Source organism: Oscillatoria nigro-viridis PCC 7112, from assembly GCF_000317475.1.
Taxonomy (GTDB): Bacteria; Cyanobacteriota; Cyanobacteriia; order Cyanobacteriales; family Microcoleaceae; genus Microcoleus; species Microcoleus nigroviridis.
The window spans coordinates 6,157,496-6,174,513 of sequence record NC_019729.1 but is presented as its reverse complement, the minus strand read 5'-3'; the positions used below and the strand labels follow the sequence as shown (position 1 = coordinate 6,174,513).

The window sequence follows — 17,018 nt, the reverse complement described above, 5'->3', positions numbered from 1 at the left end:
CGCCCTTAAAAGGTTTGTGGACAATGCCACAAGATATCAATTCAATCGCACTTTAAACCTGCGGCTGCGGCTGTGGAAAATTCGATCGGCACAAATGTAACTCCAAACTGTTCTCTAGAACACGGCACAATATGCGCCACTCGTTTAGGAGGGTTTTTCCGATTTCCAGTCTTTGAGTCAAACTCTATTATACCGGTAGCTCCCTCGGCTTTAAAGTTTGGATCGGCTAAGGTTTTTTGCATTCCTTCGCGGCTGGGTTCTGGCTGCATTTCTAGGGCTTTAATCAGCGTCCGGGCGGCATCGTAGGTTAAAGCCGATCTGGTATTCAACGGGCCTCCCCACAATTTTTCAGCGTTTTGCGGAAATTTTTTGTCAAAACTTATTAACGGATGCCAAAACACGGATACGCCCAGTTTTTTAACAGACTTTAGCTGTTTGGCTACTTCTAACGTTCTCGGCTCGTACAGCGTCCAGGGCCCGACAATCCAATTGCGATCGCCGTTAGCTTTAATCATTTCGATCGCATTTTCCAGGGAATTAGTGACTTGACCGTCGGGAATGACAAGTAAGGCTGTTTTTCCGGCTTTCTCAACTTTTTGGATTGCTGCTTCGGCGTTAAAATTATTTTTAGATAAGTCGTAATAATTACTGATTCTAAAAGTCGAGCCTCCTTTTGCTTCAAATTGCTTTTTGAATTCTTCCCACAAAGAAGCGCTAAACGGACTGTTGGGATTGTAAAATACTGCGGCTTTTTTATCACCGACCAAGAGCAGTTGATTTACTAAAGCTTCAGCCTCTATGCTAGTTGTCGGAGCCGTCCGAAAGAAAAATTTTCGAGGTTTTCGCGTCAGTTCTTCTGTTGTGCTTCCCGGAGAAATGGCGACGAGTTTATTTTGATTGTAAATATCTACTGTTTCCACAGTCATGTCGCTGGTGTAGTGTCCGATAACTGCTAGAATATCGGGCTGAGCGACGAGATAATTAGCCCTTTGAACGGCGTAGGATTTGATATTGCCATCATCGGCGATGACGACTTTGAGACCTTTTCCTTTAATAGCTTTTGGTTGGAGAAAGCCTTGACCGGGAAAATTTTTATTGTTCTCATTTGCAGCCAGAAGACCTAAATTAACTTCGGTTTGAGCTTGAGCAATGCCGCGGAGCAGTTCTTCTGCTAAATTTGCGTTGAGGATGCTGCCGTCCAGATTGCGGCGGATAGGAACAACAATTGCGATCGTGTAATATTCTGCATTTATTGCCTTCAGCAGAGCGTTGTTGATGTAAATTAAAGTTTCTGGATCTCTGCGGTCTTCCCGCCAGGACTGTTTGAGCAATTTTAAAGCTTCGGGATAATTTGAGTCGGCAAACTCATTGATTCCCCTTTGTTTTGACCACAGGGCGGAGGTTTGCACTAGGAGTTTTTTGCCGGAACTTACACCATCGGGGGAGGGTGTAGGCAGCGTTGGGGGCGGGGAAATTCTGGGGATTAGCGGGGAAATTCTGGGGGTTAAAAATACGATCGCCCCAAAAGCCGCAATCCCCGCAACGGCGAACAGCAGCCAGCGAAAGCCCGATCGCAACTTCCGCGCAGTTTTGGGTAACTCGGGCCCTTCGACGATCGACAAATCCAAGTCTTGCAAAACTTCATCCACCGATTGGTAGCGGTCTTGAAAGTGGAAACGCACCATCTTGGTTAAAATATTTTTGAGCTTGTCGCTAACTTGTACCGCAGGGCGATCGGGCGTCGAGTAATCCCAGACAATTTCACCAGTTTCGGGGTCTTGCGGCAGATTGGTGGGACGTTGGCCGGTGAGAGCTTGGATAGCGATGATTCCGAGAGCGTAAATGTCGTTGTAGGGTTGCGGGAGAGACCGCGGGTTGTATTGTTCGGCAGGCATATAACCGCTGGTGCCGATCGCCTGCGATGTGAATATTTCACCTGTAGAGTTAGAGGTAAAAGTGCTGATTTCTTTGACCGCCCCAAAATCAATTAAAACTATTTTTTTATCTGTTTCGCGCCGAATTAAGTTAGAAGGTGTAATATCGCGGTGAATAATATTTTCTTGGTGTACTGATTTTAATATTTCCAGAACTTCCCGCAACAAAGCAACGGTATTTTTCTCATTCCACCGATCCCCCGCAGTGAGTTCTTGACTGAGCGGATGTCCTTGAACGTATTCTTGTACTAAGTAAAAGCGATCTTTTTCTTCAAAGCGATCGAATAATTCCGGAATGCGCGAGTTTTTCCCGAGACGGCGCAAAGCGCTAGCCTCCCTTTCAAATCGCTTCCTTCCCTTCTCCAAGACTCGCGGATCGTTCGATGGGGGAAAAGGAATTTCCTTAACAACGCACAGAGGATTATTGGGTTTGTTTATTTGTGCAGCCGTGTAGGTTCTAGCAAACCCTCCCTGTCCCAACAAAGCGATAATTTTGTAGCTTTCGTGCAGGATCTCCCCTAAGTTGACACACATAAATTTTCCAACACCTCTTGACAGGCTGCGGTCTTTCATGTTAATTATAAACTTTTTTATGTCCGGATACAGCTTGGCAACATATCAAATTCCTCTGTGTCTATATCAAAAACACTATAACTCTCAGCAATTACCAATTCTATATTAGTGATGAGTGATGACTAATTATTAATTATCTTTCTGCTAACTTGCTGAGTACAAAAGCAACGAAAAACCCGCAGACAGTAATTAGTCCGGCAAAATCGTGAGTTTCCTCGAATGCTTCGGGAATCATGGTATCTGAGATCATGGCTAAAATACCCCCAGCAGCTACGGCGGTAGTTGCCGCTATTACTTCCCCAGAAAAGCGGCTGAAAACCGTATATCCTAACAATGCTGCGATACCGGAAATAACTGCGATCGCGCCCCAAACTCCAAAAATGTAACCGATCGATCTCCCTGCTTTTTTCATGCCGGCGGCGCTGGAAAGTCCTTCGGGAATGTTGGAAAGAAAAATTGCCGCTACTGTCACCCAACTGACAACGCCTCCAGAAATCATGCTGACGCCAATGACGATCGACTCCGGTATTCCATCTAACAGGGCGCCGAGGGCGATGGCTAATCCGCCATCGCCTGACTCTGTTTTAGCTGGGTGAAAAGAGCCCGATCGCTTGCGGTGTTTGGCTCCCTGTTGACTCAAAAACCAATTGGCGGCTGTGTAGACAGCAGCGCCCCCCAAAAAGCCGATCGCCGTAGAGTCGAAACCGCCGCGCTTGTAAGCTTCATCCATCAGCTCAAAGGATAGCGCTGAAATCAGCACACCAGCGCCAAAAGCCATAATTGTCGCGATCGCGCGCTGGGGAATGCTGACAAAGTAACCCACCGCCGCTCCCAGTAGCAAGGCCGAACCCCCCACTAAACCCCAAAATCCTGCCTGCAACCACACTGGAAACATCAGCCGCACCTCAAAGGGAAAAATTTTTTATGCCCGCCTAAAAATTATATATAGGACTTACGGATGGGCGCCAGAAACCGGGTTTTTTACCTCATCTGCTAAGTACATTCCTCACAGTTAGAGTCGCTAGTGTTCCCATCAACATTAACTTTTTTACCCCAGGATGCGATTGACTCGAAACCAGCGATAGCCGTAGGCTTCTAAGGGAATAGAGGGCGAGTCTGGACCGAGAGGTTCATACAGGCGATCGCCAAATAAATCGAACAGATGGCTGTATTCGTTAGATTTCAGCGTAGCGGTACAAGGCTTGTCGGCTAGATTGTGGACAGCCATCACCGTCCTGCCTTGCCAGTCGCAGCAGTGGGCTAACACCGAGGGAGAGTCGGTTTCGAGAATGTGCCACTTGCCCCTACCCAACTCAGGACATTGCTTGCGGATGCTGATTGCACGTTCCATCCAGTTAATTAATGAGGCAGGATCGCGCTGCGCTGCAACGACATTGACTTGTTTGTAACCGTATTCTCCGTTGGCGATCGCAGGTCTGGCAAGGGCATCAGTTGCAGCCGTCGAGAAGCGACCATTCGCTGCATCTGACCATTGCATCACCGTGCGAACGCTGTCTCGACCTTCCAGCGAAAGGTCATCGCCCATGCCAATTTCTTCGCCATAGCGCAGCATGGGTGTACCAGGGAGGGTGAAAAGCAAACTGTAGATTAGTTCAATCCGGCGGCGATCGCCTCCCATCATCGGTGGTAAGCGACGACGAATCCCGCGGCCGAAAATTTGCATAGTTTTCTCAGGGGCAAACGCTGCAAAAATTTCCTCTCGTTCCGAGGAAGTAATGCGGTCTAGCGTCAGTTCATCATGGTGGCGCACAAAATTAAGCCACTGACAAATAGCAGGAATATCCGGTAAGGTTTTTAGTCCATCGCGCAATGCAGTGGATTCTTGACGCGCCAGGGCCAAAAACAGATGCTGGTTCAGCAAAAAGTTGAACAGGATGTGCATTCTGTCGCCCTTAGCAAAGTAGACAGGAATTTGCTCGCGATCGACATTTGCTTCTGCCAGCAACACTGCATCACCCTGACGCGATGACACAAACTCTCTCATTTCTTCCAAGAAACCTCGCAGGTTTTCGGGGTCTGCACCTTCGATGCCAATTCCTTTAATTAAAAAGGGAACAGCATCAATGCGAAATCCAGACACGCCCAGTTCTAGCCAGAAACCCATAATTTTGCAGATTTCTTCTCGTACCGCCGGATTAGCAATATTCAAATCTGGCTGTTCTTTATAGAAGTGATGCAAATAGTAAGCGTTTGCTTGTTCGTCGTACTCCCAAATACTGTCCTCGGCATCAGGAAACACCAGCAATTCTGGAGCGGTTTTGGGTGGATTTTCTGACCACACGTAGTAATTGCGATATTTGGAGTTTTTATCGCTTTTGGCTGCAACAAACCAAGGATGCTGATTGGACGTATGATTTACTACCAGATCGATCGGCACGCGAATTCCTCGTTCCCTTGCTTGGTGCATGAACTCGACAAAATCTCCCAGGGTTCCCAGTCGCGGATCGATGTTGTAGTAATCCATCACGTCGTAACCATTATCCCGGTTAGGGGAAGAATAAAACGGCAGCAACCACAAACAAGTAATTCCTAGCGCGGATAAATAGTCTAGGCGGTTGATAAGTCCCTGAAAGTCCCCGACACCATCGCCGTCCGAGTCCATGAAGGTTTCAACATCAAGGGAGTAGACAATTGCGTTTTTATACCAGAGGTCTTTCATTGCAGTAAATTTCCTAATAGAGAAACGGTGTAACATCGCTGTGTTCAGAAACCCGGTCACAGGGCCATTTAGGAAGCTGAATGCCACGGGTATAGCTCATCTTTCGGAATATGAGCCTAAGTCCTGTTTTTCCCAATAAAAAATCTATCTATCTAAAGGTAGATGAAATATCTATCAATATAATAAATAAATTACGTTTTTTAATTTTAAAAACGGTTGAGCAGGCTGACTACCATTAGCAGGAGCGATCGCTACCAATTTCCGATTAGATGTTCATCCAAATAGCCAACTTGTTTAGCTTGTAGCTGCACTGTCTTCGCTCTCTTTAGCCAAGACAGTGCAAAACCACAAACCTTAGTTAAATCCGTCAGCCTTTGTCAGTCCTAACGACATAGGAGCTGTGTTTGCCTTGAGCGATGCCAATGCTGCCAACTAATCCTCTACCCAATTGAGTAACCCAAGAGAAGTAACAGCTCCAAAAAAGTGAGCGCCAATCAGATTGACGTTTGCCATCGTCACAAAAATATCTAGCGAACGAATCACATTTTCTGGCGCATAAGCTGCCATCGCTTGGGGCTGACTAAGAGTTTTCGCTAGCACTACAGCAACTGTTTCTTCAGAAGCGACAAACGCGATTAATACCCCCACCAAACTAGAAACTAATCCAATCCGTAAGGTGTGAGTAATATGTTCTTTGCTGGGATATACCTGGGAATTTTCGGCGTGCAAAAGTCGGCCTAAAAGCCTATAGCGAAAATCCCAAAAAATTCTAAAGCACAGCAATAACAGGCCAACTATTGCTAAAAATACCCCGAAACCAATACCTGCATTATTGGTTTGCTCGCTCATGTTGCGACCCAACATAGCAAATACTAAAACAATGCCGGAAACAGCACCCAAGAATAACTGTATCCAGAAGCTAAATCGACTGAACAAGCGAAAAGTTGCGACGAATTCGCTTTGGGTCAGCGGTTGCGACAAGGATTCTGGTTGATTCATTATATACACCTTATTGCTGAATTTATCGTCAAAGCAAACGATGTAAGAAATAGGTTCTGCTTGTCTTCCTGTCGCAAGCGATCGCCTTGTGGTTAGCTCTTATAGTTTTTCTGAAAAGTCAGTTAAGGGCAGGACAGGATGCCTGATGTTTGGGAACCGACTTGGGCAATTTCCGGTAAATAAAAGGTTGAACTCAACACAGCAACTGCCGTTGTGGTTGATTGGATTTTCCTAAAATACTCCCGGTTCTGAACAATCAACTTCTTGCGACAATGGGAATTTAAAGTCTTAAAAATCGACTTAGGCAAAACGTCTATTGTCTTTGTTCACCATTTCAAAATCTTGCTTCTATCTCTATTTAATCTAACTAGCCCAACCGTGCCATCTGTCTGATGCCATAAGAAAATATCCACCTGATGGAAGATGATTGAGGAAAAATTTATGATACAGCTTTGAGTTAAGTGCGATCGATCGGAGTATTGGCGATAGATGCTGGATTCCCAACTCCCGCACAGGGGCGCATCCATTCTTGCAACGTGCATAAGCTAGTTAGGCCAGCTATTGCAGATTCCAAACTATCCATAATCAAATCAATAAAAATCAATCACAATTTTGTCCACCTATTATTATGACAAATCAGGTTTCTTTGCTTCCCAATTACACTTTAGCAATCTAGACATTATTCCGATTATTATATTTTTTTTGTAATCTTTTTAGCCCTGGCCATTCTAATTGTTATTCAAACTTGGGTTAAAGAAGTTTTAATCAAAGATCTACTATACTGCTTGCAGACTGCTCCATCAGGGAAGCCATCGCATAGCCTATAGAGCTATATTTGTCAACGCTAATAAATGTGAAATTTATCAATCTATCAACCGATGACACTCCCACTCAAGACAGATGAAAACAACCTCTAAACAAGCTAACACTTAAATTAAGAGATAATAACATAAATTATTTGTTTAAAAACTCAGTTAACTGCAAAGGAATTCACCATATGCCTATGCCCGCAATCGTTAACAACTAAAGTATAAAAAATATGAAAGGGAACAACTCACCCACCGACAGCATTAAACAGTCAATTGGACAGGCAGCTTCTCATGCCTGGTTTGAGCGACTGGCAAGATTGGGATATGCTTCCAAAGGCTTAGTTTACTTTATTGTCGGTTTTTTAGCAGCACAAGCAGCCTTTAGTATGGGAGGCAGGACAACCGATACTAGGGGTGCATTATCAGAAATTGTTAACCAACCCTTCGGTAAATTTCTGCTATTTCTTGTAACGATTGGCATTATTGGTTATGCCCTTTGGCGTATCGTTCAGACAATTCTCGACCCTGAACACCAAGGAGACAAAATGGATGCCAAGCGAATTGCCCAACGCATTGGCTACGCCTTAAGTGCTTTAGCTTACGCAGGTTTGGCTTTAACGGCTGTAAAACTGATAATGGGTTCGGGCGGTGGTAATAGCGATACAACCCAAGATTTGACAGCCCAAATTTTAGCGCAACCGTTTGGACAATGGCTGGTAGGATTGACAGGTTCAATCGTTATTGGTGTAGGATTTTATTATTTTTACGAAGCATATAAAGCCAAATTTCGCCGCCATTTCAAGCTAGATGAAATGAGCCAAACCGAGCTAATTTGGGCGACACGGTTGGGTCGATGCGGAATTGCTGCCCGTGGAATTGTTTTCGTTATCATCGGTTTTTTCTTAATTCAAGCAGCAAGGTTATCGGATGCCAGCCAAACGAAGGGATTGGGCGAGGTGTTGGCAATTCTGGCACAACAGCCTTTTAGTCCAGTGATTTTGGGTCTAGTACCTTTGGGTTTAATTGCCTATGGCATTTACTCGGTAATTGAAGCTCGCTATCGGCGACTTTTGCGCTCATAAACTTGCCCGTTATACAGAAAGTTATGAATTTTGAGTACAACATTTTTTTAATAAAAAACTTATCTAACTCAAAACTCAAAACTCAAAACTTTGACAAGATGTACTGTCCGATATGCTACAGGAACTTCGCAACAGTTTGTCAACCATTGATGCACTTCTTTGTAACTGCTGAATCCTTCTGGTTGACTCAATTCTTTTTCGAGTTTCTCTACAATTTAGGCATTCATAATTCTGGGCGATCGCGAGGGAGGCTTCTGAGATAATAATTCCGCTATTCCCACCTTTCGATAGCTAGATAACCATCTTTGTAGTGGTACGATGTTTTCCGTGCGCCTCACAGCAGCAGACAATACACTGTCTACCATTTGGGTTGTGAGCAAATACAGAACTAGGAGTTTTTTCTGACGCATAGCATCTTTCTTTTGACGCATCAGGTCTTTGAGTTCAAGGGGTGTTTCCACAATCTCAATCCGAACTACTCATGACATTTTTTCTCCCAATCTTTCACTACTAGCTGACAAATTTTGCCCCGACTAACTATAGCACTATTTGAGGAAATTGGTATAAATATTTCATCAAGATATCTTGTAAAAAAGCCTGTTTCAGCTAAAGATTGAATAAATGAACGCGCCCAGTAATTAGGCGGAACATCAGGAAATGTCTGCTGAACTTGTTGAGCTGCAACTAGCTCAGACTTTACAAAAAAACTGGTCGCATAGATGCTAAACGACAAAGCTAAAAATGCTGCACTTAATTAACGGGAAACGCCAGCAATTAGACATTATAAATATCCTGTTTTTTGGTAGTTGTAGTGATTGTTGAGGTTCGTATTTGCGCTTCAACGCTCATGTGGGCGAAGACAGCGCAACTACCAACTCTTGTTCAATTCATTCGCACTCTAACGCCCTTGCGTCTTCACGTCCAACTCTTCGCGACGCAGTGTTTCCGTTGCCTCAACGGTCTCCGTTTCAACTTCTTTCCTGATGTTAACTTCTTCGCGCACGAAAGCTTCTTTTTTGATATCAGCAGTTTCTTCGTAAACTTCCATACGCATCACCTTTTCCTGCTTGAAGGGAGTATCCCGAGTTACTGGCGCACCTGCCTTGTCTGGAGTTATACTCTCAATTACAACTCGCTCTTTTTCTGTGGGAATTGAAACTCGTGCTGTTTCGGTTTCTACTCGCTTGCCAATTGCTACCTCGCCAGCTTTATGACGGCTTTTTTCTGCAACCAGTCGTTATTCTTAGAGTCGGAATTGGTGATGACCGCGCTCGTTCATCTGATACAATTGAAGCTCTTGTTCGTAAGTGTAGGTGTTGCGGTCATAATCAGCAGCCCTAGCTTGGTTAGAGACAGAACGCGGCATAGAAACTGGTGCAGATGCTTGTACAGGCAATGAGGTTTCTAAAGGCAATGATGCTTCTACAGGTGGAGACGCTTCTACAGTTAGAGTACGATAAACACCCCGCACTTGTTCTTCATAATCGTAATCAACCACCATCCCATCCTCATACCTGGGTAGTCTTTCTGCTTGGTTTTTACTCCTCAAACCCGTCGCGTAGATGCGTTCTGCATCAACCTCTACTCGACAAAGAGCAACTGGGACTAATACCTTCTTGCCAAAAATCGAGAAACCCGTGTCAACAACAAAATATCGGAAACGCCCTGTCTCATCAACGATCGCGGTATCGATGGAGCCAATCTTCTCATGTGTATTTCCAGCATAGATATCCAGACCTTTGATATCTTCGCCATTAAAAGCAACTTCGCGGTAGTTGGGATTAAATTCTTCAATTTTGTCAAGTAACATACGAGTCCTTCCCTTTCTATCTACATCAACTTATGCCCCCATTTTAGATAGAACTAACTCAAATTTGATGCTTCTTTATTATGAAGGATTAAGTGAAACAGAATAATACGATGAGTATATTTATTTTAATCTTTTTATGTCTTTGGATAGATGAATTGTCATTTTCGATCTACCTTCCGCACCCTCAAGTTTCACAATCGGTTTTTAACTATTTTTCTCAATCAATAAATCTATAAATTATACTTTAATACTGTATATTAACGGATAAAAAGTTTCATCTAGATGATTTATTACTTTAAAAATAGGCTTTTGTGTGAGATATTTTTGGGAAACACATTTGAACAAATTGGCCTTGATTATGCTACTCCCTATGTTGAAATCTCATTATGAATATATGCAATGCCGCCTCTTAAGCAATTTTCCATAACTGATGACTGATGACTGATGGCTAATGAGTAATAAAAACAAATTCCCCGGCCTAACCAGGGAAGGAAAGATATTAAAAAAAGTAATGTTGTTTTAATAAATTGAATTGGCCAAAAAGCGGCGATAAATAAGTAGCAGCGCTGGTTGATTTGAGAGCGGACGCCGGGGCGGGCATTCCTGTGCAGGTGCCGCACCCGATCGCATTTTTCAGTCTCAAGAAAACAGTTGCATTCATATTTGAGTACCAGTTAAGCTTGGCTGCTGTTGCGAGTCTGGCTAGCCAGCTCCAACAGTTGCGCCCAGCGTTTTTGGACTTGTTTGGGAGTGCATTTGAGGGCGGTGGCGATCGCCTTGTCGCTTTCTTGATTCCGCTTCATTTCTAACAGTTGCTGCATTTCGGGCGCAAGTTGAGCGCGAAATTCTTCCCATTTGTCCGAAGTCATTCCCAGCTTTTGATCGACATCAGCACCCAGCCATTCGTGGACGAGTTTCCAATTTTGAGTGCGGGCAAATTTTTCGACGTGGTACTTAAACCGCTGTTGCAAGTAGTCGCGCTGGCGGGCAGACAAACCGAGAACTCGATCGATTTCCGAAGCCGAAAAATCTTGCAATTTTAAAGTTAAGTAATTCACGCATTCTGGCTGATTTTGCGATTCCAGATAGGCGATCAATTCCGAGACTACTCGATCGCGCAGCACAGCATCAGCCGGATCGACAGTTTCCGATACCATTTGCTCGCGCACTTGTTGCAGCGCCGGAGAGCGGCTGTACATTTCCGCTTCTTCTCCCTTGCCGGATTCTACAGCCATTTCAATGTCGATCGCAGTTTCCGGAGGCTGGCCCTTGGCAAATCCTTGAGCGCGCAACACGATCAGGCGCTGGCGGTTGCGGCCCGGTAAGCCGATTTGGCGCTTGGCGTAGTGTTCGGTAAAAGCCATGTACTCAGCCAATTCTAGCTGCGTGCGAGGCTGGTAGGTGACATCGAGTTGGTGTTCGCGGCGGAAAGCTCGCAGAGATTCGATGTAAAAGCCTTGCAAAAAGTCTTCAATCATGTTGTAGCGAGCTTGGAAGTTCAAGTTCGAGCGGAAAGAAGCAACATGGCGGTAAATCATAGCCGCGAGGTGAGAATGCAGTTCGACGCGGCCTTGTTTGGAACCGAGGCGGTAGTATTGCAGGGTTTTTTGCAACCGGTGCTCGGCCAAAGTGATTTGCCAAGCTTCAACTTCGCCGGAAATTTGGATGCGATCGCTTTTTTGGCAAATCCGTTCGACTTCCTTAGCAATCCGCATCGCCACTGCTTGAGCGCTGCGGCTGGGAGTTTTCATTTCCGCTTGCAATTCTTTGAGGGCGAAGTCAGCCAAAGCGAGGATATTGATGCTGGGAACAGTATTGATTTCGGCGTTTGGTTCGCTGGAGGTAGCCGGAATGCAGTTGAAGCCAGAAGCGGTGTTGCAGTGGACGGTGGTGGCAGTTTTGACAGTCATGGCCTTTATCGGGTGGTAGGGCACAGCGGATGTGCGAGGACTTTTATCAGAGAGTGAGGCGGCAGTGGCTGGCGGTTTCGCTTGCTGTGCTGATTCAACTCTCTATACATTGAATGTTAGAGAAGTAGAGATAACCGTAGTGATGGGAGTGTTCCACTCTCTCATGCAACAGTTTTTGGCTGCTGAATCTGATTCTAAGCGCTGGCTGTAGAAGATTGGTTTTATTGCCCTTAAAGCCTGACTGTACAAGCATTCTGAGCTGTTATTCGGGTGGGGCGATCGCTCTTTGAGATGGGGGTGCTCCAAGGCCGCTGAGTGGACAATCTAATAACTGGCTATTTGAGGTGGTTTTGGCCGTTAGAGATTGTGGAATCGAGACTCGGCAGAGTGTAGCTAACTGCAATGTATTCTGAAGCTACGGCACAGTAATTCGGAAACCCGGTTAATCTGAAAATTTGATCTTATCCAAGAAGGAAGAAGGAATAAGAAAGAAGCACAGAGAGCTTTGTTTGCAAACAATTCACCCTGATTCTTTCTCTAATACCAAAGTCACCGGCCCGTCATTCTCGATCGAGACTTGCATCATCGCTCCAAACAAGCCTGTTTCGACTTTTAAGCCGCTCTGGCGCAACTTTTCGACAAATTTATCATAAAACATTTCAGCTCGTTCAGGAGCTGCCGATCGGTCAAAGGAAGGTCGCCGACCTTTGCGGCAGTCCCCATAGAGCGTAAACTGACTCACAACCAGCAACTCGCCGCCGATGTCCTGTACGGACTTGTTCCAGCGGCCGGTATCCCCGGCAGTGTCGGGAAACAAACGCAATTCTAGGCATTTGCGAGCCATCCAATCGAGTTCTGCTTCGGTGTCGGTGTCTGCAATACCTACAAGCAAGTTAAGTCCGCCGCCAATTTTGCCGACAATTTGACCGTCAATTTCGACTTGAGATGATTTGACTCGCTGGATGATGACTCGCATTGGAAATTAGAAATGCTTAAATTTCAAACTAAAAATCAAAAGGTAAACTTACCTTTTGAATAGGAACGATCGAAAGAAACCCGGTTTCTCGGATAAATCTTGGTTTTGACCGCGAAGTCTCGACGAAAAAACCCGGTTTCTAGCCAGCGCACGTCTGTTCTGTTTAATTTTCAACCTTTAGTTTTTCCCAAAACCTTTGCCGCGATTGGTTGAAGGCATACAAAGACAGTTTTCGAGTTGCGATCGCAAAGTCTCCGTATCCAAACCCTGACCAATGAGAACAAGCTGGTTTTTGCGATCGCCTTTCCACTCGTCGTCATCCATCGAAAATCGCTTACCGCTCAAGTGAAAAATATGCCGTTTGGGACTTTCTTCAAACCACATAATCCCTTTCGCGCGAAACACATTTATTGGCAGTTGGTTGTCTAAGAAATATTGAAATTTCCTCAGAGAAAACGGCTTGTCGCTCTGGAAAGAAATTGAGGTAAATCCGTCATTTTCTAAATGGTGGGAGTGGTCGTGATGGCTGTGGTCGTGATGGCTGTGGTCGTGATGGCTGTGGTCGTGATGTTCGTGATGTTCGTGATGTTCGTGATGTTCGTGATGTTCGTGATGGTCGTGACTGCTAGGAGTTTCCTCAGATTGGAAATATTTGTCCGATTCAAACAATCCCACGCTGAGGACTAGCGGTAAGGGAACTTCCGATTTTACGGTTCGCAGAATTCTAGCACCTTCTTTGACATCGCGAATCTTAACTTCCAACAAATCTAAATCTGCTTCTTCAACCAAATCAGTTTTGTTGAGGATAATTATATCGCCGTAAGCTATTTGACTGTAAGCTGCTTGAGAGTTGAACAAATCTAAGCTGTAGTTGGCTGCGTCTACTACTGTAACTATCGAATCGAGACGAGTCAGATCGCGCAGTTCTGTGCCTAAAAAAGTCATCGCTACTGGCAGCGGGTCGGCGAGTCCGGTTGTTTCCACTACCAGATAATCGAGATTTTCTTGACGTTCCAGAACTTTGTAAACTGCATTAACTAAATCTTCATTAATTGTGCAGCAGATGCAGCCGTTGTTCAGCTCAACCATGTTGTCGTCGGTGGTGACAATCAGTTCGTTGTCGATGCCGATTTCGCCAAATTCATTTACCAAAACTGCTGTTTTCAAACCCTGCTGATTGGTCAGGATGTGGTTGAGCAGGGTTGTTTTGCCGCTGCCGAGAAATCCTGTAATGATTGTAACGGGCAATCCGTGTTTGGGAGCGTCCATCGCCGGTTCTGTCTCGGGCTGATTTGTTGTAGATTGCATAGCTTGGATGTCAAATAACGTCGATCGCACTTTCCTTGTGGTTCTTATTGTATCTTAATTAGGACAAGGCCTCGTAAACCCAGTTTCTCGGAGAAATGTTGGGTTTGGTGGCATGGTATCTACGCATCAACCGGGAATCAGCCCGATAGTGCAAAATAACTGGGCCGCTAATTATCGGCAATTGCTAACGCACTCGATCGCACTTTTTGATTTTTTTGATAAAATTTTGTCCAGAGTACCTGTCGCAGTTAGCCTGCAACCAGTTTTCCCGGTAAATTCAGCAGCGAAAAATTTGGGCCCGAATCAAGCTGAGTGCGATCGGCCAATTCCCGCTACTCTATAATACTTTTAATTATCGAGCTGCGTAAAATATTTAAATCTCAACTATCAACGAAAACAGGGCAGTGGCTAACAACAGCCACCGCCCTCAAGATAGTATTGCGCTATCTAAGTCTGTGCTTACGCAGGAAGCAAGACTGAATCAATAATGTGGATGACGCCATTATCAGCAGCAACATCGGCTGTTGTAACGGTAGAATCATTGATTTTGACGCCATTGGAAGCATCAATTTTAACTTCTGAACCTTCAACTGTCTTAGCCGATTTCAGCTTGACCGCATCAGCGGCCATAACTTTGCCAGAAACGACATGATAAGTCAAGATTTTTGTGAGCTTAGGAATGTCCTTAAGCAGTGCTTCTACAGTACCTGCGGGAAGCTTAGCAAAAGCTTCGTCAGTAGGCGCAAAAACTGTGAAGGGGCCAGCGCCTTTGAGAGTATCTACTAAACCAGCAGCTTTGACAGCAGCAACTAGGGTTGTAAAAGAGCCTGCCGAAACGGCGGTATCAACGATATCAGCCAAGTGAGTCACCTAGTTTTTGTAATCTATAAATCACTATAACGCTAAAAAGTTAATTTAGCTACATTAATTTTTTCTCTAGTTATGTCTGGTTTTCTGCTTATTTAAGATAGCATTTTTTTATTTAAATACTTTCCTGAAATACCTATCTAAAGGTAGATATTTATTTTTCAGTTTTAGTGTATTTTTATTTAGCAATGTAATCCTAAATACATTAGTAAGACGATCGCCCCTGCGCGCTTTTTAAACTAAATGCAGGCGCAATGCCCCGGAGCCCTCGCCCCTGCTACGACATTTTGATTAACTTGGTCAAACATTCAACATCCGGCATAGCGCTAAGCTGTCGCGCATTTAAATTGTATATTCTCCGCGGGCTCATAGGCCCACCCCACAAGACTTTAATTTTTTTTGATATAGAATTTCAAGGCCGCAACAGCTTAACACATTACAAAAGCCCGTCACCCCGACTTATGGCAACAGTGTGGGAAATCCCGATCTAAACTGTTAACAACCACTAACTAGCGGAAGGGTGACATGAGATACAAACTACTAGGTCACAGCGGACTTCGCGTTTCGGAAATCTGCCTCGGAACCATGACTTTTGGGGAAGAGTGGGGTTGGGGCGGTTCCTACGACGAAAGCCGTAAAATGTTCGACGCCTTTGCAGAAGCGGGCGGCAATTTCATTGATACCGCCAATCTCTACACCAACGGTACTAGCGAAAAATATGTCGGCGAGTTCATCGCAGCCGATCGCGAAAAATGGGTAGTTGCCACTAAGTATAGCCTCAACATGAAAAATGGCGAAATCAACGGTTTCGGCAACCACCGCAAAAATATGGTACAAGCAGTAGAAGCAAGTTTGAAGCGATTGCAAGTTGAATACATAGATTTGCTGTGGCTGCACGCTTGGGATTTTACCACACCAGTCGAAGAAGTAATGCGCGCTTTTGACGATTTGGTGCGCGCCGGCAAAGTTCTTTATATCGGCATTTCTAATACGCCGGCTTGGATTATTTCTCAAGCAAATACGATCGCCCATCTGCGCGGTTGGACACCATTTATCGGCTTGCAAATCGAGTATTCTTTAAAAGAGCGAACTCCCGAACGGGATTTGATCCCTATGGCAAAAGCCTTTGATATTGGAGTCACAGCTTGGAGCCCCCTAGCAAGCGGTTTGCTGACAGGAAAATACAACACTTCAGAAACAGCCAGCGAAGCTAAACGGCTGAATTCACCTGAATCGGGAACAATTAACGAACGAGACCTCAAAATTGCTGGCGAAGTTAGCAAAATAGCAGCCGAAATTGGCAAACCCGCTTCTCAAGTAGCCCTAAATTGGCTGCGACAACAGCCAGTCGAAGTTATTCCGATTGTGGGTTCGCGCAAACTCTCGCAACTTCAGGAAAATCTGGCTTGTTTGGAGTTTAAATTAACCCCCGAACAAATGCAGCAGTTAGACAAAGTAAGCGCAATTGAATTGGGTTTCCCTCACGATTTCTTAAAGAGTTCGACGGTGCAAGATTTTGCCTTTGGAGGAGGAATCGCCAAAATTGACAGCCGCCGACTGTAAAGTTGCTGCTATTTTCTAGTCGCGGGTTTACGTGGATATTTGGCGTTCGATCGCAGATATCGGCGAACCCGCCCTTAGAGGGATGATTGACATTTGTGCTGTGGGCGCGAGGTTAAATTTACGCCCACAGCGCAAATGTCATCACCTTCGTTTCTTGCCACAGACTCGCGCAAAATCTTAGGTTTATTGTTGCGGTTGCCTGGTTTCTTTGCTATTGTTGAGACAGGCGCTCTTCGGTGAGTTTCACCCCACTGCATAAACTGTCAATTGTTAATCTATCGCAAGTCAGAAATCTCTGGTGCAGCTTTGTATATTAAGATACAAATTTTCCCTAGGAGCGATCGGATGAGTTTAAAAAAGGCTAGGTTTGTCAAATTAAAAAGCAACATAAACTTGATGGCAAATTTTCTATCATCTCCAAATAAAGCAATAAAACTCGCTCTTTTTTCACCCCGTACCTGCCAGTTAAGAGTCATTTTACAAGATCGATCGGCATTTTAACGGCTT

General features: G+C 44.8%; 16 protein-coding genes. 4 read left to right on the top strand and 12 right to left on the bottom strand.

Annotated features, from left to right (window positions below):
* Positions 1–41: 41 nt before the first annotated feature.
* The 5 genes from OSC7112_RS25745 to OSC7112_RS41945 all read right to left on the bottom strand — a co-directional run bounded on the left by OSC7112_RS25745 (position 42) and on the right by OSC7112_RS41945 (position 6,769).
* Positions 42–2,468: a bifunctional serine/threonine-protein kinase/ABC transporter substrate-binding protein gene (locus OSC7112_RS25745; protein WP_041622743.1), complete on the bottom strand. Its 2,427-nt coding sequence runs from the start codon at positions 2,466–2,468 to the stop codon at positions 42–44.
* A 172-nt stretch (positions 2,469–2,640) separates the two neighbouring features.
* Positions 2,641–3,402 carry a ZIP family metal transporter gene (locus OSC7112_RS25740; protein WP_015178638.1) on the bottom strand — a complete coding sequence of 254 codons (762 nt, stop codon included), beginning with the start codon at positions 3,400–3,402 and terminating at the stop codon, positions 2,641–2,643.
* 153 nt (positions 3,403–3,555) lie between these two features.
* The gene (locus OSC7112_RS25735; RefSeq protein WP_015178637.1) at positions 3,556–5,187 is read right to left on the bottom strand and encodes an alpha-amylase family protein; all 1,632 of its coding nucleotides are present in this window, start codon (positions 5,185–5,187) and stop codon (positions 3,556–3,558) included.
* 432 nt (positions 5,188–5,619) lie between these two features.
* A complete protein-coding gene (locus OSC7112_RS25730; RefSeq protein WP_015178636.1) occupies positions 5,620–6,186 on the bottom strand; it encodes a DUF3611 family protein in 567 nt (188 codons plus the stop codon).
* Between the two features lie 457 nt (positions 6,187–6,643).
* Positions 6,644–6,769, bottom strand: a complete 126-nt coding sequence (locus tag OSC7112_RS41945) for a hypothetical protein (protein WP_263053555.1) — start codon at positions 6,767–6,769, stop codon at positions 6,644–6,646.
* 456 nt (positions 6,770–7,225) lie between these two features.
* Here OSC7112_RS41945 and OSC7112_RS25725 point away from each other — a divergent pair, with 456 nt between their 5' ends.
* On the top strand, positions 7,226–8,077 hold the full coding sequence (locus tag OSC7112_RS25725; protein ID WP_015178635.1) for a DUF1206 domain-containing protein: 852 nt from the start codon (positions 7,226–7,228) through the stop codon (positions 8,075–8,077).
* A gap of 215 nt (positions 8,078–8,292) precedes the next feature.
* Here the strand turns inward: OSC7112_RS25725 and OSC7112_RS25720 are convergent, their stop codons facing one another.
* From OSC7112_RS25720 to OSC7112_RS25710, 4 genes are all read right to left on the bottom strand, one after another.
* Positions 8,293–8,538: a COG3415 family protein gene (locus tag OSC7112_RS25720; RefSeq protein WP_041622742.1), complete on the bottom strand. Its 246-nt coding sequence runs from the start codon at positions 8,536–8,538 to the stop codon at positions 8,293–8,295.
* Positions 8,539–8,975: 437 nt separating this feature from the next.
* Entirely contained in the window at positions 8,976–9,311 is a 336-nt protein-coding gene (locus tag OSC7112_RS42215) for a YsnF/AvaK domain-containing protein (protein ID WP_317623960.1), read from the bottom strand.
* A 9-nt stretch (positions 9,312–9,320) separates the two neighbouring features.
* A complete protein-coding gene (locus OSC7112_RS42210; protein WP_317623919.1) occupies positions 9,321–9,887 on the bottom strand; it encodes a PRC-barrel domain-containing protein in 567 nt (188 codons plus the stop codon).
* A gap of 674 nt (positions 9,888–10,561) precedes the next feature.
* The gene (locus tag OSC7112_RS25710; RefSeq protein WP_015178634.1) at positions 10,562–11,797 is read right to left on the bottom strand and encodes a HetZ-related protein; all 1,236 of its coding nucleotides are present in this window, start codon (positions 11,795–11,797) and stop codon (positions 10,562–10,564) included.
* Positions 11,798–11,861: 64 nt separating this feature from the next.
* Between OSC7112_RS25710 and OSC7112_RS38625 the strand changes: the two genes are divergently transcribed.
* Complete coding sequence (locus OSC7112_RS38625; RefSeq protein WP_190274268.1) at positions 11,862–12,008, top strand: hypothetical protein; 147 nt, start codon at positions 11,862–11,864, stop codon at positions 12,006–12,008.
* A gap of 309 nt (positions 12,009–12,317) precedes the next feature.
* On the opposite strand, the gene dtd is transcribed toward OSC7112_RS38625, so the two are convergent.
* Both dtd and OSC7112_RS25700 read right to left on the bottom strand, forming a co-directional pair.
* Entirely contained in the window at positions 12,318–12,773 is a 456-nt protein-coding gene (dtd, locus tag OSC7112_RS25705; RefSeq protein ID WP_015178633.1) for a D-aminoacyl-tRNA deacylase, read from the bottom strand.
* 177 nt (positions 12,774–12,950) lie between these two features.
* Positions 12,951–14,081: a CobW family GTP-binding protein gene (locus OSC7112_RS25700; RefSeq protein WP_015178632.1), complete on the bottom strand. Its 1,131-nt coding sequence runs from the start codon at positions 14,079–14,081 to the stop codon at positions 12,951–12,953.
* 112 nt (positions 14,082–14,193) lie between these two features.
* Between OSC7112_RS25700 and OSC7112_RS25695 the strand changes: the two genes are divergently transcribed.
* Positions 14,194–14,424, top strand: coding sequence for a hypothetical protein (locus OSC7112_RS25695; RefSeq protein WP_041622741.1), 231 nt, complete (start codon positions 14,194–14,196; stop codon positions 14,422–14,424).
* Between the two features lie 116 nt (positions 14,425–14,540).
* On the opposite strand, the gene OSC7112_RS25690 is transcribed toward OSC7112_RS25695, so the two are convergent.
* On the bottom strand, positions 14,541–14,942 hold the full coding sequence (locus OSC7112_RS25690) for a CO2 hydration-associated protein CupS (RefSeq protein WP_041623476.1): 402 nt from the start codon (positions 14,940–14,942) through the stop codon (positions 14,541–14,543).
* Positions 14,943–15,473: 531 nt separating this feature from the next.
* Between OSC7112_RS25690 and OSC7112_RS25685 the strand changes: the two genes are divergently transcribed.
* Positions 15,474–16,511, top strand: coding sequence for an aldo/keto reductase (locus tag OSC7112_RS25685; protein ID WP_015178630.1), 1,038 nt, complete (start codon positions 15,474–15,476; stop codon positions 16,509–16,511).
* Positions 16,512–17,018: the final 507 nt, after the last annotated feature.

Excerpts from the sequence above, each read along its gene's own strand:
- OSC7112_RS25745 (WP_041622743.1), bottom strand. The coding sequence starts at position 2,468 with ATGTGTGTCAACTTAGGGGAGATCCTGCACGAAAGCTACAAAATTATC.
- OSC7112_RS25740 (WP_015178638.1), bottom strand. The coding sequence starts at position 3,402 with ATGTTTCCAGTGTGGTTGCAGGCAGGATTTTGGGGTTTAGTGGGGGGT.
- OSC7112_RS25735 (WP_015178637.1), bottom strand. The coding sequence starts at position 5,187 with ATGAAAGACCTCTGGTATAAAAACGCAATTGTCTACTCCCTTGATGTT.
- OSC7112_RS25730 (WP_015178636.1), bottom strand. The coding sequence starts at position 6,186 with ATGAATCAACCAGAATCCTTGTCGCAACCGCTGACCCAAAGCGAATTC.
- OSC7112_RS41945 (WP_263053555.1), bottom strand. The coding sequence starts at position 6,769 with ATGGATAGTTTGGAATCTGCAATAGCTGGCCTAACTAGCTTATGCACG.
- OSC7112_RS25725 (WP_015178635.1), top strand. The coding sequence starts at position 7,226 with ATGAAAGGGAACAACTCACCCACCGACAGCATTAAACAGTCAATTGGA.
- OSC7112_RS42210 (WP_317623919.1), bottom strand. The coding sequence starts at position 9,887 with ATGTTACTTGACAAAATTGAAGAATTTAATCCCAACTACCGCGAAGTT.
- OSC7112_RS25710 (WP_015178634.1), bottom strand. The coding sequence starts at position 11,797 with ATGACTGTCAAAACTGCCACCACCGTCCACTGCAACACCGCTTCTGGC.
- dtd (WP_015178633.1), bottom strand. The coding sequence starts at position 12,773 with ATGCGAGTCATCATCCAGCGAGTCAAATCATCTCAAGTCGAAATTGAC.
- OSC7112_RS25700 (WP_015178632.1), bottom strand. The coding sequence starts at position 14,081 with ATGCAATCTACAACAAATCAGCCCGAGACAGAACCGGCGATGGACGCT.
- OSC7112_RS25695 (WP_041622741.1), top strand. The coding sequence starts at position 14,194 with ATGGTATCTACGCATCAACCGGGAATCAGCCCGATAGTGCAAAATAAC.
- OSC7112_RS25685 (WP_015178630.1), top strand. The coding sequence starts at position 15,474 with ATGAGATACAAACTACTAGGTCACAGCGGACTTCGCGTTTCGGAAATC.